This window comes from Pseudonocardia cypriaca (assembly GCF_006717045.1).
GTDB classification, from domain to species: Bacteria; Actinomycetota; Actinomycetes; order Mycobacteriales; family Pseudonocardiaceae; genus Pseudonocardia; species Pseudonocardia cypriaca.
On sequence record NZ_VFPH01000001.1, the window covers coordinates 3,441,261 to 3,455,447 of the forward strand.

Annotated in this window: 12 protein-coding genes; 2 read left to right on the forward strand and 10 right to left on the reverse strand. The window is 73.9% G+C overall.

Annotation, left to right across the window (positions count from 1 at the left end):
* Positions 1–174: 174 nt before the first annotated feature.
* The 10 genes from gcl to FB388_RS16425 all read right to left on the reverse strand — a co-directional run bounded on the left by gcl (position 175) and on the right by FB388_RS16425 (position 11,407).
* Positions 175–1,941 carry a glyoxylate carboligase gene (gcl, locus tag FB388_RS16380; protein ID WP_142101837.1) on the reverse strand — a complete coding sequence of 589 codons (1,767 nt, stop codon included), beginning with the start codon at positions 1,939–1,941 and terminating at the stop codon, positions 175–177.
* Positions 1,941–2,825 (reverse strand): 2-hydroxy-3-oxopropionate reductase, encoded by an 885-nt coding sequence (locus FB388_RS16385; RefSeq protein WP_142101839.1) that lies wholly within the window; start codon positions 2,823–2,825, stop codon positions 1,941–1,943. Before FB388_RS16385 ends, gcl begins: the two co-directional genes overlap by 1 nt.
* Entirely contained in the window at positions 2,822–3,601 is a 780-nt protein-coding gene (locus tag FB388_RS16390) for a hydroxypyruvate isomerase family protein (protein WP_142101841.1), read from the reverse strand. The genes FB388_RS16385 and FB388_RS16390 overlap by 4 nt, the downstream gene beginning before the upstream one ends.
* Before the next feature lie 75 nt (positions 3,602–3,676).
* The gene (gene alc / locus FB388_RS16395; protein WP_142101843.1) at positions 3,677–4,657 is read right to left on the reverse strand and encodes an allantoicase; all 981 of its coding nucleotides are present in this window, start codon (positions 4,655–4,657) and stop codon (positions 3,677–3,679) included.
* On the reverse strand, positions 4,657–5,973 hold the full coding sequence (gene allB, locus FB388_RS16400; RefSeq protein WP_142101845.1) for an allantoinase AllB: 1,317 nt from the start codon (positions 5,971–5,973) through the stop codon (positions 4,657–4,659). Before allB ends, alc begins: the two co-directional genes overlap by 1 nt.
* Positions 5,970–6,338, reverse strand: coding sequence for an allophanate hydrolase-related protein (locus tag FB388_RS16405; RefSeq protein ID WP_342787909.1), 369 nt, complete (start codon positions 6,336–6,338; stop codon positions 5,970–5,972). Before FB388_RS16405 ends, allB begins: the two co-directional genes overlap by 4 nt.
* Before the next feature lie 12 nt (positions 6,339–6,350).
* Complete coding sequence (gene pucD / locus FB388_RS16410) at positions 6,351–8,666, reverse strand: xanthine dehydrogenase subunit D (protein WP_142101849.1); 2,316 nt, start codon at positions 8,664–8,666, stop codon at positions 6,351–6,353.
* Positions 8,663–9,997, reverse strand: a complete 1,335-nt coding sequence (locus FB388_RS16415; RefSeq protein ID WP_246121982.1) for an 8-oxoguanine deaminase — start codon at positions 9,995–9,997, stop codon at positions 8,663–8,665. The genes pucD and FB388_RS16415 overlap by 4 nt, the downstream gene beginning before the upstream one ends.
* The gene (locus FB388_RS16420; protein WP_142101853.1) at positions 9,994–10,533 is read right to left on the reverse strand and encodes a (2Fe-2S)-binding protein; all 540 of its coding nucleotides are present in this window, start codon (positions 10,531–10,533) and stop codon (positions 9,994–9,996) included. The genes FB388_RS16415 and FB388_RS16420 overlap by 4 nt, the downstream gene beginning before the upstream one ends.
* Position 10,534: 1 nt before the next feature.
* On the reverse strand, positions 10,535–11,407 hold the full coding sequence (locus tag FB388_RS16425; RefSeq protein WP_142101855.1) for an FAD binding domain-containing protein: 873 nt from the start codon (positions 11,405–11,407) through the stop codon (positions 10,535–10,537).
* A gap of 94 nt (positions 11,408–11,501) precedes the next feature.
* Here FB388_RS16425 and FB388_RS16430 point away from each other — a divergent pair, with 94 nt between their 5' ends.
* Together FB388_RS16430 and FB388_RS16435 are read left to right on the forward strand one after the other, a co-directional pair.
* Complete coding sequence (locus tag FB388_RS16430; RefSeq protein WP_142101857.1) at positions 11,502–13,043, forward strand: PucR family transcriptional regulator; 1,542 nt, start codon at positions 11,502–11,504, stop codon at positions 13,041–13,043.
* A 143-nt stretch (positions 13,044–13,186) separates the two neighbouring features.
* The gene (locus tag FB388_RS16435; protein ID WP_142101859.1) at positions 13,187–14,071 is read left to right on the forward strand and encodes a DUF4394 domain-containing protein; all 885 of its coding nucleotides are present in this window, start codon (positions 13,187–13,189) and stop codon (positions 14,069–14,071) included.
* Positions 14,072–14,187: the final 116 nt, after the last annotated feature.

Below are 14,187 nucleotides of genomic sequence, written 5' to 3' on the forward strand. Positions count from 1 at the left end.
CGCATGCTCGCCGACGTCTCAGTCGAGGCAGCCGGCGCCCGACTCACCGGGCCAGAACGCCGGACTCACCGGGTCCGGACGCAAGACTCGCGCGAGTCCGACGTTCCAGCACGGTGGGTCCGGCACCCCGCGCGGCAAGTCCGGCGTTGCGGCGGGTGAGTTGGACGTCGTGAGTCAGGCCGGTAGGGGGATGGTCGCGGTTGGGGCGTCGGCGCGGGTGGTGGCCAGCTCCTCGAACTCCTGGACCGCGTCGATCTCGGTGCCCATCGCGACGTTGGTGACCCGCTCGCAGATCACCTCGACCACCACCGGCACCCGGTGGACCGCCATGAGCTTCCTGGCCGTGGCGAAGGCGCCGGGCAGCTCACGCGGGTCGGTCACGCGAAGGGCCTTGCAGCCCAGGCCCTCGGCGACCGCGACGTGGTCGACGCCGTACTTGCCCAGCCCGGGCGCGTTGATGTTGTCGAAGCCCAGCTGCACGCAGTAGTCCATGTCGAACGCGCGCTGGGACTGCCGGATCAGCCCCAGGTAGGAGTTGTTCAGCACGAGGTGCAGGTAGGGCAGGTTGAACTGCGCCCCAACCGCCAGCTCCTCGATCATGAACTGGAAGTCGTAGTCGCCGGAGACGGCCACGACGAACGCGTCCGGGTCGGCCGCGCACACGCCGAGCGCGGCCGGGGCGGTCCAGCCGAGCGGGCCGGCCTGCCCCGCGTTGATCCAGTGCCGCGGCCGCTGGACGTGCAGGAACTGCGCGGCCGCGATCTGGGAGAGCCCGATCGTGGTGACGTAGCGGGTGTCCGGGCCGAACGCCCGGTTGCACTCCTCGTACACCCGCTGCGGCTTGATCGGCATGTCGTCGAAGTGGGTGCGCCGTTGCATCGCGCCCTTGCGGCCTGCGCACTCGCGCACCCAGGCGCCCCGGTCGGGATGCGCCCGCCCGCGGGCGGCGGCGAGCATCTCGCGCAGGAACGCCCCCGCATCCGACACCACGCCGTAGTCCGGCGCGAACACCCGGCCCACCTGCGTCGGCTCGATGTCGACGTGCACGAACGTGCGGCCCGCGCGGTAGACGCCGAGGCCGCCGGTGTGCCGGTTGGCCCACCGGTTCCCGATGCCGAGCACGACGTCGGACGCGAGCAGGGTGGCGTTGCCGTACCGGTGGGCCGTCTGCAGCCCGGCCATGCCCGCCATCAGCGGGTGGTCGTCCGGGATCGAGCCCCAGCCCATCAGCGTGGGCACGACCGGCACGTCGAGCAGCTCGGCCAGCTCCACCAGCTCCGCGCAGGCATCCGCACCGACGATCCCGCCGCCGGCGACGATGATCGGCCGCTCGGCCGCGTCGAGGAGGTCCAGGACCTTCTCGGCCTGCGCCCGCGTGGCGGCCGGCCGGTGCACCGGCAGCGGGGCGTAGGTGTCGACGTCGAAGGCGATCTCGGCCAGCTGGACGTCGAGCGGCAGGTCGATCAGCACCGGACCGGGCCGGCCGGAGCGCATCAGGTGGAAGGCCTGGGCGAACGCGCCCGGCACCTGCCCGGGCTCGCGCACCGTGACGGCCCACTTGGTGACCGGCGCGGCGATGGCCGCGATGTCGACGGCCTGGAAGTCCTCCTTGTGCAGCCGCGCCACCGGGGTCTGGCCGGTGATCGCGAGCATCGGCACGGAGTCGGCCGCCGCGGCGTAGAGGCCGGTGACCATGTCCGTGCCCGCCGGGCCGGACGTGCCGACGCAGACCCCGATGTTGCCGGCGGTCGTGCGCGTGTAGCCGTCGGCCATGTGCGCGGCGCCCTCGACGTGCCGGGCGAGCACGTGCTGGAGGGAGCCGTCCCGCCGGACGGCGTCGTAGAACGGGTTGATCGCCGCACCGGGCACCCCGAACAGGTGCGAGATCCCCTCGCGGCGCAGGATCGCGACGGCGGCGTCGACGGCGCGCATGCGTTCCATCAGGTGCCACCCCTCCCGGACAGCTTCTCGACGAGCAGCAGGAGCGCGCTGTGGTCGAGGTCGCCGTGGCCCATGGCGCGTAGCGCGCCGACCAGCTGGGCGACGTGCGCGCCGAGCGGGATCGTGACGCCGGCCTCGCGGGCGGCTGCGGTGACGATGCCCAGGTCCTTGTGGTGCAGGTCGATCCGGAAGCCGGGGGCGAACTCGCGCGCCCGCATACCGGCGGCCTTGCGCTGCAGCACGGTGCTGCCCGCGAGCCCGCCGCCGAGCACCTCGGTGGCGGCCTCGGTGTCGACGCCGTGCGCCTCCAGGAACACCAGTGCCTCGGCGAGCAGCTGGATGTTGCCGGCCACGATCAGCTGGTTGGCCGCCTTCACCGTCTGGCCCGCGCCGGCGGGGCCGACGTGCACGACGGTGCCACCCACGATGTCGAGGTACGGCCGTGCCGCCTCGACGTCCTCGGCAGAGCCGCCGACCATGATCGAGAGCGAGCCCTCCTTCGCGCCCGCCTCGCCGCCGCTCACGGGCGCGTCGACCACGCGGATGCCGCGCTCGTTCCCCGCCTCCGCGATGGCGCGGGCGACGTCGGGGCGGATCGTGGAGCAGTCGATGTGCAGGGTGCCGGGCTTCGCGGTGGCGTAGATGCCGTCGTCGCCGAGCGAGACGTCCTCAACGTCCGGGCTGTCCGGCACCATCGTGATCACGACCTCGGCGTCGCGCACGGCGTCGGCCACGCTGCCCGCGGCCCGCCCGCCCCGCTCCACGAGCGCGTCCACCGCGGGGCGGGAACGGTTGTAGCCCACCACGTCGTGGCCGGCGTCGATCAGGTGCCCGGCCATGGGAGCACCCATGATGCCGAGGCCGATGAAGGCGATCGTGCTCACTTCTCATCCTTCCGGAGCCAGTCGAAGGCGTGGTCACTGTCGGACGACGGCACGTACTCCAGCCCGATGAAGCCGGTGTAGCCGGCCGCGGTGAGGGCGGAGAGGTGCGCGTCGAAGGGGATCTCGCCGGTGCCGGGCTCGTGGCGGCCGGGCGCGTCGGCGATCTGGACGTGCCCGATCCGGGCGGTGTGGTCGCGGATCACCGCGGCGACGTCGTCGCCGTTCACGGTGAGGTGGTACAGGTCGGCCAGCAACGCGACGTTCGGCACGTTGAGCCGGTCGGCCACGGCCAGCGCGTCGGCTGCGGTGCGCAGCGGGTAGCGGTCGGCGCCGGAAAGCGGCTCCAGCACCACGGTGCCGTCGAGCAGGGCGGCAGCGCGGGAGAGGTTCTGCACGGCGAGGTCGTCCTGGTCGCGCGGGTCGGCGCCCTCGACGCGGTTGCCGTAGAGCGCGTTGAACACCCGCGTGCCGAGCCGCTTCCCGATCGCGGCGGCGATGTCGATGCTGTCGCGGAACTCCGTCTCCCGCCCCGGCCACGAAGCGAGTCCGCGGTCCCCGTTCGGCATGTCGCCCGCGGCGAGGTTGAGGCCGGTGAGCTGCACGCCGGCGTCCTCGATCGCGCCCACGAACCGCTCCACGTCGGCGTCGCTCGGTGCGGCGGTGGGGAACGGCCACCAGAACTCGACGGCGGAGAACCCGGCCGCCTTCGCGGCGGCGGGCCGTTCGAGCAGCGGGTGTTCGGTGAAGAGGATCGAGCAGTTGGCGGTGTATCTCACCGATGAGACCTCCGGGTAGGTGTCAGCAAAGCCACTTTCATGTCACGTGGCGTCCTGAAAGTGGCTTTGCTGACATCAGGGCTGGGACCAGCGGGCCGCGAGCTCCGTGCGGCCGTTCGCCGTGAGCGCGCCGTGCAGACGCAGGCGGGCCATGCCGCCGTCGGGGAAGACGTCCATCCGGACATGGGTCACCGCCGTGGTGGGAACCCCGAAGCGGTGGCGCGTGTCGGGCTGCAGCGCAGTGCGGCGGAGCAGCTCGACCGTGCCGCCGTCGGCGGTGCGGCCGGTGAGCGCCGCCCAGCCGGGCGCGTTGTGCAGGAACCAGCTCGTGTCGAGCTCGGCCAGCACCAGTTCGGCCTCGGCGACGAGCGCCACCTCGACCCAGTCGTTGCCGTCGTCGCGGCGGCGGGCGTTCTCCCAGCCCTCGCCCATGTGGCGGGCCGGGCCGGGCAGCAGCAGGTTGTTCGGGGATCCGTAGAACGCGTTCGAGCAGGCGACCGCCCGGCCGCCGTTCTCGAGGGCGGCGAGGTCGGCGGTGCCGAGCGCGTCCAGGAGCGCCGGGTCGGGCAGGGCCTCGCCGTGCACGCGGAGCCGGGCGACGCCACCGTCCGGGAAGATCCGCAGCCGGACGTGGGTGAGCCGCCGCGGCTGCTCCGCCGCGAAGGCGTTCTCGGAGTCGCCCGTGACCGCGCTGCGCGCCACCAGCGGCTCCCACTCCAGCCCGGCCACGTCGGCGAGCCCGTCGACGCAGGCGCCGTCCACCGCGATCTCGGGCGGGTAGTTGCCCTTGAACCATGCCGTGTCGACCACGACCCCGTGCACCACCCCGGACGCCCCGAGCCGCACGATCGCCTCGTCGTGCCCCGGCGAGCGCCGCCTGCGCGTCTCCCAGCCGTCGTAGACCTTGCCCTGGGAGCCGAACGTCGTGGGGTCGAACGCCGGCCGGCCCGGCGTGATCAGGTTCTCCTTCGCGGCGAACGCGTCGTCGTTGGCGTACACGACGGCGCCGCCGAGCGAACGCAGCGCCAGGTCCGGCAGCTCCCTGAAGTCGGCCATCAGCTCTCACCCCTCCGCAGCAGCCGCCCCCGCGGTGCCCCGTCGACCGGGGCACCGCGCAGCCAGGTCTGCCGCACGACGCCCGTGAGCCGCCGCCCCGCGTACGGGGTGACCGCGTGGCGATGGTGCAGCTCCCCCACCGTGTACGGCTCGTCCGGGGCGAGCACGACGAGGTCGGCGTCGGCGCCCGCGGCGATCCGGCCCTTGCGGGTCAGGCCGACCAGCGCGGCGGGCTCCTGGGCCATCCACCGCACGACCTCGGCCAGGCCGTGCCCGCGCCGCCGGGCCTCGGTCCAGACGACCGGCAACCCCACCTGCAGCGACGCGATCCCGCCCCACGCGGTGCCGAAGTCCCCCGTGTCCAGGTGCTTCAGTGCCGGCGGAGAGGGCGAGTGGTCGGAGACGATCATGTCGATCACGCCGTCGGCGAGGCCCTGCCACAGCGCGTCCCGGTTGCCCGCCTCGCGCACCGGCGGGCAGCACTTGAAGCGGGTGTCGCCGTCGGGCACCTCCTCGGCGGTGAGGGCGAGGTAGTGCGGGCAGGTCTCGACGGTCACCGGCAGCCCGTCGGCCCGGGCGGCGGCCAACAGCGGCAGCGCCGACGCCGCGGACAGGTGCACCACGTGCACCCGGGCCCCGGTCTCGCGGGCCAGCCGCAGCAGCGTGGCGATGGCCCCGTCCTCCGCCTCCGGCGGCCGGGACGCGACGAAGTCGGCGTAGCGCCGACCGGATGCGGGCCGGATCGCGTCGCCGTCCTCGGCGTGGGCGATGAGCAGCCCGTCGTGCTCGGCGACGGTCGTGAGCGCGGCTCGCAATCCCTCGGTGTCGAGCGGCGGGAACTCCGGCACCCCGCTGTCGAGGAGGAAGCACTTGACGCCGAAGACGCCCTCGGCGTGCAGCTTCGCCAGCTGGTCGGCGTTGCCGGGGATCGCTCCGCCCCAGAACCCGACGTCGACGGCGCACTGCCCGGCCGCCGCGGCCCGCTTGGTGTCCAGCGCCGCCACGTCGACCGTGGGTGGCAGCGAGTTGAGCGGCATGTCCACGATCGTCGTGACGCCGCCCGCCGCCGCGGCCCGGGTGGCGGTGGCGAAGCCCTCCCACTCGGTGCGGCCCGGCTCGTTGACGTGCACGTGGGTGTCGACCAGCCCCGGGAGCAGCACCTCGTCGTCGGCGAGGACCACCTCCGTGGCATCGGACGGGGAGTCGACCGGCAGGTCGAACGGCAGCACGGCCTCGATCCGCTCGCCCGAGACCAGCACGGCCGCCGGCCGCTCGGCGCCCTCGACGACGGCCCGCCGCGCCCGGAAGACGATCACTGTTTCTCCTGGTACGCGCGCCAGCTCGCCAGCTCCGAGATGTCATCGAGGGGCGGGAGCTGCGGGTACTCCCGGCGCAGGATCATGGCGAGGGATCCGCTGCCGTCGGCCAGCTCCACGACCCCCAGCTCCAGCCCGTCCGGCTCGCCGGGGAGCAGCACCTCGCGCAGCTGCTCGTAGGACAGCTCGTAGACCTCGCCCTCGACGGCGGCGCCGCCCTCCCCGATGTCCTCGAGGGCCGGGTACTTCCCGCCGACGGCGTGGAAGCGGTAGCGCGCTGCCGTGGTGGTGCGGGCGACCAGCGGGGCGTCGCCCACGAGGTGGTGGTCGGCACCGCCGGACATGGCGGTGCCGTTCAGGAACATCCGTGGCACTGTTCAGACCCCCGCTGCGGGTTCGACGATGTGTTCGGGCCGGATCGGGACGCGGCGCAGCGCGCGCCCCGTCGCCTTCCGGATCGCGGCCGCGACGGCGGGGCCGCTGGAGATCGTCGGTGGTTCGCCGACCCCCCGGACACCGTACGGCGCGTGCGGGTCGGCGTACTCCAGAACCTCGATCTTCATCGGTGGCATGTCGAGGATGGTGGGGATCAGGTAGTCGGTGAACGACGGGTTCTTGACGATCCCGTCCGCCACGACGATCTCCTCCATGAGCGCGAGGCCCATGCCCTGCGCGGTGCCGCCCTGGATCTGCCCGATCACGGCGTCCGGGTTGATCGCCTTGCCGACGTCCTGCGCCGTGTCCAGCGCGACCACCTTGACGAGGCCGAGCTCGACGTCGACGTCGACGACCGCGCGGTGCGCGGAGAACGCGTACTGCACGTGGGCGGTGCCCTGGCCGGTCTCCGGGTCGACCGGGTAGGTCGGCCGGTGCCGCCACTCGACGGTCTCCTCGACGAACCCGTCCCCGAGGACCGCCGCGAGGTCGGTGAGCACCTCGCCCTCCTCGGACACGATCTTGTCCCCGTCGAGCCGGAGCCGGGACCGGCCGAAGCTGGGCCGGTCGAGCAGCTCGCCCGCCCGCTCCAGCAGGGAGGCCCGCACCTTCTCGCAGGCGGCCTTGACCGCGCCGCCGGTGACGTAGGTCTGCCGCGACGCCGAGGTGGAGCCGCCGGACCCGACGCTGGTGTCCTTGGGCGCGACGACCACCCGGTCGATGCCCAGCTCGGTGCGCACGATCTGCTGCTCGACCGTGACCAGTCCCTGGCCGACCTCGGCCGCCGCCGTCTGCACGGTGGCCACCGGCTCGCCGCCGATCATCTGCAGCCGCACCCGGGCCGTGGAGTAGTCGTCGAAGCCCTCGGAGAACCCGACGTTCTTGTACGTGACGGCGTAGCCGACGCCGCGGACGACGCCCTCGCCGTGGGTGGTGTTGGAGACCCCGCCGGGCAGGTCCCGCAGGTCCCGCTCGGGTCCGGGGGCGGGCGGCATGGGCAGGTCGCGGACCCTGCGGATCAGCTCGGCCACCGGGGCGGCGGAGTCGATCTCCTGGCCGGTGATGTTGTGGTCGCCCTCGCGCATGCCGTTGCGGGCGCGGATCTCCACCCGGTCGACGCCGATCGCGTCGGCCAGCTCGTCCATCAGCGCCTCGTGCGCGAACGCTGCCTGCACGCAGCCGAACCCGCGCATCGCGCCGCACGGCGGGTTGTTGGTGTAGACGCCGCGCGCGTCGACGTGCACGTTCGGGATCCGGTACGGACCCAGCCCGAGGGTGCCGCCGTTGCCGACCACCGCGGGCGTGGAGGAGGCGTACGCGCCGCCGTCGAAGAGCAGGTCGGCCTTCGCGTAGACGAGGGTGCCGTCGGGCTCGGCGCCGAACTCGTACGTGAGCCACGCGGGGTGGCGGTGCACGTGCCCGAAGAACGACTCCTCGCGGTTGTAGCTCATCTTCACCGGCTTGCCGGTGTGCAGCGCGAGCAGGCAGGCGTGGACGTGCATCGAGAGGTCCTCGCGGCCGCCGAAGGCGCCGCCGACGCCTGCGAGGTGCAGCCGCACCTGCTCGGGCTCCATCCCGAGCGCGCGGCAGACCTGGCGCTGGTCGACGTGCAGCCACTGGGTGGCGACGTAGAGATCGAGGCCACCGTCCTCGGCCGGCACCGCGAGCCCGGACTCGGGCCCGAGGAAGGCCTGGTCCTGCATGCCGACCTCGAAGTCGAGCGCGACCACGACCGGCGCGGTGGGGTTCGGCTCCCCACGGCGGATCTTGAGGTGCCGCACCAGGTTGCCGCCCGGCTGCACCTGGGGGGCGTCCGGGTCGAGGGCCTTGCGCGGGTCGGTGAGCGCGGGCAGCGGCTCGTACTCCACGACGATCCGGTTGGCCGCCCGGCGGGCGGTCTCGGGGTGGTCGGCGGCGACCAGCACCACGGGTTCGCCCTGGTACCGCACCACGTCGCCGGCGAGAACGGGCGTGTCCTGGTGCTCCAGCCCGACGGAGTTCTCCCCCGGCACGTCGTCGGCGGTGAGCACGGCCGTCACGCCGGGCACTGCGAGGGCCTCGCCGATGTCGATCGAGACGATCCGGGCGTGCGGGTGCGGGCTGCGCAGGGTGACGCCCCACACCATGTCGTCGTGCCACAGGTCGCTGGCGTAGGCGAACTCGCCGGTGACCTTCAGCGTGCCGTCCGGGCGCAGCGGGCTGTCGCCGATCCGGCCGGTGGTGCGGGTTCCCGCGGGTGATGTCTCCGTGCTGGTCATGCCTTCTCCAGGAGGTCGCGGTGGACGGCCTCGGCCTCACGGGCGAGCGCGTCCGCGTCGACGGTGACCACCCGGTCGCGCTCGACGACCGGGCGCCCGTCCACGAGCAGCAGTTCCAGGGGTGGCGGGGCGCCGAGCACGAGCGCGGCCACGGGGTCGGCGACGTCGGCGTGCGCGGGACCGTCGATCCGCCAGAGCGCGAGGTCGGCCAGCTTGCCGACCTCGATGGAGCCCAGCTCGTCGGTGCGCCCGATCACGGCGGCCCCGCCGAGGGTCGCGAGCTCGAGGCCGTCCCGCACGGAGAGGGCGGTGGGGCCGCCGACGGCGCGGGCGAAGAGCACGGCGTGCCGGACCTCCTCCAGGAGGCTCCCGGCCTCGTTGCTGGCCGCCCCGTCCACGCCGAGGCCGATCCGGGCGCCCGCGTCGCGCAGGTCGCGGGTGCGGGCGATGCCGGCGCCGAGCCGGGCGTTGGAGGACGGGCAGTGGGCCACGCCGGTTCCGGTGTCGCCGATCTTCTTGACGGCCGCGTCGTCGAGGTGGATCGCGTGGGCGAACCAGACGTCCTCGCCGATCCAGCCGAGGCTCTCGACGTAGTCGAGGGGCGTGCAGCCGAACCGCTCGCGGCAGAACTCTTCCTCGTCGAGAGTCTCGGCGAGGTGGGTGTGCAGCCGCACGCCGCGGCGCCGCGCCAGCTCCGCGGCCTCGCGCATCAGGTCGCCGGTCACCGAGAACGGCGAGCACGGGGCGAGGCCGATCCGCAGCATCGCGCCGGGCGACGGGTCGTGCCAGCGGTCGATCGCCTCCTCGGAGGCGGCGAGGATCGCGTCGCGGTCCTCCACGACGTGGTCGGGCGGAAGCCCGCCGTCGCGCTGCCCGAGGTCCATGGAGCCGCGGGTCGGGTGGAAGCGCAGGCCGACCTCGCGGGCGGCGGTGATCTCGGCCCCGAGCAGGTCACCGCCCTCGCGGGGGAAGACGTAGTGGTGGTCGGTGCTCGTGGTGCAGCCGGTGCGGGCGAGCTGGGCCAGCGCGCCGCTCGCCCCGACGTGCACCGCGTGCTCGTCGATGCCGGCCCACACCGGGTAGAGCGTGGTGAGCCACTCGAAGAGCGTGGCGTCGACAGCGAGGCCGCGGGTGACCCACTGGTAGAGGTGGTTGTGGGTGTTCACGAAGCCCGGTGTGAGCAGGCAACCACGACCGTCGACGACCCGACCCGAGCGCTCCGGCGCCGGACCCGCGCCGACCGCGGTGATCCGGTTGCCCTCCACGACGACGTGCCCGCCCGGGAGCTCCTCACCGGAGACGGTGACGACGTGTGCTCCTTCGATGATCACTGAGCCGCCTCCGCCGCGGTGCGGACCGCGTCCATGATCTTCTCGTAGCCGGTGCATCGGCACAGGTTCCCGGCGAGGGCCTCCCGGATCTCCGGGTCGGACGGGCTCGGGTTGCGCTGCAGCAGGTCGTGCGTGGAGACGATCAGGCCGGGTGTGCAGAAGCCGCACTGCACGGCGCCGCGCTCGAGGAACGCCTGCTGCACCGGGTGCAGCGAATCGCTCGTCCTCGCTGGCGCTCGGCCGGCGCTTCGCGCAGACGCTGTGTCTTCGGTTCGCTCGCAAGCTCGCTCACGGCCCGAGCCGAGCCCTTCGACGGTGGTGACCTCGCGGCCGTTCGCCTGCCCCGCGGCCACCAGGCAGGAGCACACCGGGGTGTCGTCGAGGTAGACGGTGCAGGAGCCGCACTCGCCCTGCTCGCAGGCGTTCTTGGAGCCGGGCAGGCCGAGCCGCTCGCGCAGGGCGTAGAGCAGGCTTTCGCCCTCCCACACGTCGTCGGCCTCGCGCCGCTCACCGTTGATCGTCAGTTCGATCCGCATGTCAGGCGGCCCTCCGGTAGTCGTCCCACGCCCAGGTGGCGGCGCGGCGCGCCATCACCGACAGGGAATGCAGGCGGTACGCGGCGGTGCCGCGCACGTCGTCGATGGGGGCGGCGGCGTCGCGGACCTTCCGCCCGAACTCCACGGCGAGCCCCTCGGGCAGCTCTCCGCGGGACTCCCACAGCCCGGCCGCGGCGATCTCCCCGGCCAGGAAATCCTCGGCGGCAAGGGCTCGACGTGGAGTGGGGGCCGCCGAACCGATGCCGGTGCCGACGGCACGCCGCTGCGGGTGCAGGGCCAGCCCGAACGCCGACACGGCGATCACCATCGCGTTCCTGGTGCCGATCTTGCAGAACTGCTGCGGCCCGCTCGCGGGCGCGATCAGAATGGCCGCGATCAGCTCGTCGGCGGCGAGGGCGTTGCGCTTGACGCCGGTGTAGAACTCCGCGGCCGGGATGCGCCGCACGCCCCGCACCGAGGCGACCTCGATCTCCGCGTCGGCCGCCAGCAGCGGCGGGTGGCTGTCCCCGGCGGGTGACGCCGCGCCCAGGTTGCCGCCGACCGTGCCGCGGTTGCGGATCTGCGGCGAGCCGACCGTCCGCGCGGCCATCGCCAGCCCGGGCAGCCGGTCGCCCAGCTCGTCGATGATGCGGGTGTACGTGACGCCTGCGCCCAGGCGCACCCGCCCGTCGCTCTCGGTGGCCCATTCCTGCAGGTCGGGCACGCGGGTGAGGTCGAGCAGGGCGGGCGGGCGCCGGTGGTCGAAGTTGATCTCGACCATCACGTCGGTGCCGCCGGCCACCGGCACGGCGTCCGGCTGCTCGGCCTTCGCCGCGAGGGCGTCGGCCCACGTCGTCGGCGCGAGGAAGTCCATGCCGAGAAGTAGAGCCCTTTCCCGCGACGCGCAGAAGTCGCCGTCGTGACGAATCGCCCGACCCGGGACCGCCGACGGGTTGTAGGTTCCTCCAATGCAGCTGCGCGACCTGCTTGCGCACCCCGCGCTGGGGTTGCGGCTGCTGCACGCCGGCAGCGGACCGGACGCCATCGACCGACCGGTCCGCTGGGTCTACACCACCGACCTGATCGACCCGGCCCGCTACCTGTCCGGCGGCGAGCTGGTGATCAGCGGGCTGGTGTGGCGCCGGAAGCCGGCCGACAGCGAGCGGTTCGTCGCGGCAGTGGCGGGCGCGGGGGCGGTCGCGCTCGCCGCGGGCGAGGCCGTGTTCCACGGCATCCCGGACGACCTGGTCGACGCCTGCCGCCGCCACGACCTCCCGCTGCTCGCCGTGCCCGAGGAGGTGTCGTTCGCGGCGGTCACCGAGCTGGTGGTCGGCGCCCTGACGGCCGCGCGCGGCGACCGGCTCGCGCTCACCCTCGGGCGGCAGCGGCGACTGCTCTCGGCGGTCGCGGGCGGGCTCGGGCTCGACGAGCTGACGGCCGAGGTCTCCGCGGCCACCGGCGTGGCGATCCGGGTGCTCTCCGCGACGGGACGGGCGGTCGTCGCCGGTCCGGTCCCGCTCACCGGCGACGACCTGGACGCCGCCGTCACCACGTTCCTCACCGCCGACCGCCTGCCGGCGGTGGTACCCGGTCCAGGGCGGTCGGTGTTCCCGGTGGGCCCCGCCTCGGAGGAGCGGATCACGTCGTGGTTCGTGGCCGCCGACGGCGACTGCACCACCTGGGACGCCGAGGTCGGCGACACCGTCGGCGAGCTGGTGGCGATCACCGCGCTCGACCGCGCCCGCCGCGGCGAGGGCCTGCGACTGGCCCGCGAGATCGCCGAGGACGCGATCGGGCTCGTCGCGGCGGGGTCGGCACACCGGCCGGAGGTGGCCGTGCGGCTGCGGCAGGCGGGCCTCGACCCGGACGGGCCGCTCGTCGTCGCGGTCGCCGGGTTCACGACCCCCGAGCGGGTGCAGACCGCCCGTTCCGTGCTCGTCGACGCCGCCACGCACGCGGGGCCGCCCGCGGTCGGCGTGCACGACGGGCTGGCGGTGGCGCTGCTGCCCGCGGGCTCACCGGACTCGCCGACCGACGCCGTGCTGGCCGCAGCGCTACGCCGCCTCGCGCCGGGACTCGGGTCGGACCGGCTCACGGTGGGCCTGAGCCGTCCCGCACCGGTCGACGCCCTGTCCGGTGCCCTCCAGGAGGCCCGGCACGCCCGCGAGCTGGGCGCCCGCCGACCCGGCCCGGTGCACGTCGTCACCGGTGCCGAGGTCACCTCCCACGTGGCGCTGCTCGCGGCAGTGCCCGACGAGGTCCGCCGCGCGTTCGCCGTCCGCGTGCTGGAACCCGTGCTGGACTACGACGCGCGCACCGGCGCCGGCCTGCGCGAGACCCTGGAGGCTTTCCTCGAGTGCTCCGGGTCGTGGAGCCGCGCCGCCCAGCGGCTGCACCTGCACGTCAACACGGTTCGCTACCGGATCGGCCGGGTGGAGGAGCTCACGGGCCGGAACCTCGCGGAGCTCGCCGACCGGGTGGACGTGTACCTCGCGCTCCGATCGCTCTAGGAGGGAGCTCTTCAGCGCGCTCCTCGGCCCCGCCGGGCGCGCGGGAACGTCCCTTCAGCGGCGCGCTCCCCGCTCGGTGAACGCGTGAGGGCTCCCTTCCGTACCCACCGGAGAGATCCGCTCCCCGACACCTGGAGATCTCCATGCGCACATCTTGGAAGACCACCCTGATCGCCGGCGCGGCCCTTGTCGCGACCGCCTCGTGCGCCGGCAACACCCCTAGCACGCCCGCCGCGGCCGCCGCCCCCGTCGGCGACCCGTCCAGAGCCGGCGCCGGCACTGCTGCCGTGGACGTCGTCGGCCTGGTCGACGGGACCTCGCTGGTGCGCTTCAACACCATCGACCCCACGATCAGCGGCGAGCCCGCCACGGTGTCCGGTATGGCCGGGGACACCCAGCTGGTCGGCATCGACTTCCGCGTCCAGGACGGCAAGCTGTACGGCGTCGGCGACGAGGGCGGGCTGTACACGCTCACCGAGACCGGCTCCGCCACCAAGGTCGGCGAGCTGTCGGTGCCGCTGGAGGGCAAGGTGTTCGGCGTCGACTTCAACCCGGCCGCGAACGCGCTGCGGATCATCAGCGACACCGGGCAGAACCTCCGCCAACCGTTCGCGACGACACCGCTGCCGAAGACGGTGGCGGACACCGAGCTCACCAACCCGGCCCAGGCACCCGCCACCGGCACGGTGCCGGCCACCGGGATCGTGTCCGCCGCCTACACCAACAACGACACCGAGGACACGACCGCGACGTCGCTGTTCGTGCTCGACGCCGCGGCCGGCCGGATCTCGCTGCAGGCCCCGGCCAACGGCGGCACGCTCTCCCCGACCGGCAGCCTGGGCGTCGATGCCGACGCGGGGTGGGGCTTCGACATCCACACCGACGCGGACGGTGTCAACACCGGCTACGCCACGGTGAAGGTCGGCAGTGGGTACGAGATGCGCTCGGTCAACCTGCTCACGGGCACCACGACCCGGATCGACGCCCTCAACGGGGCCGTCACCGACATCGCGGTAGCGCTGACGTAGGAGCGGCTCCACGCACTCCCTCCGCGCCGACGCACCCCGGCTCGGCCCGCGCGACCCGTCGACCGGTCGCGCGAGCCGAAACGGGGTGCCGAAGCGGCCCCCCTGGACCGATACGA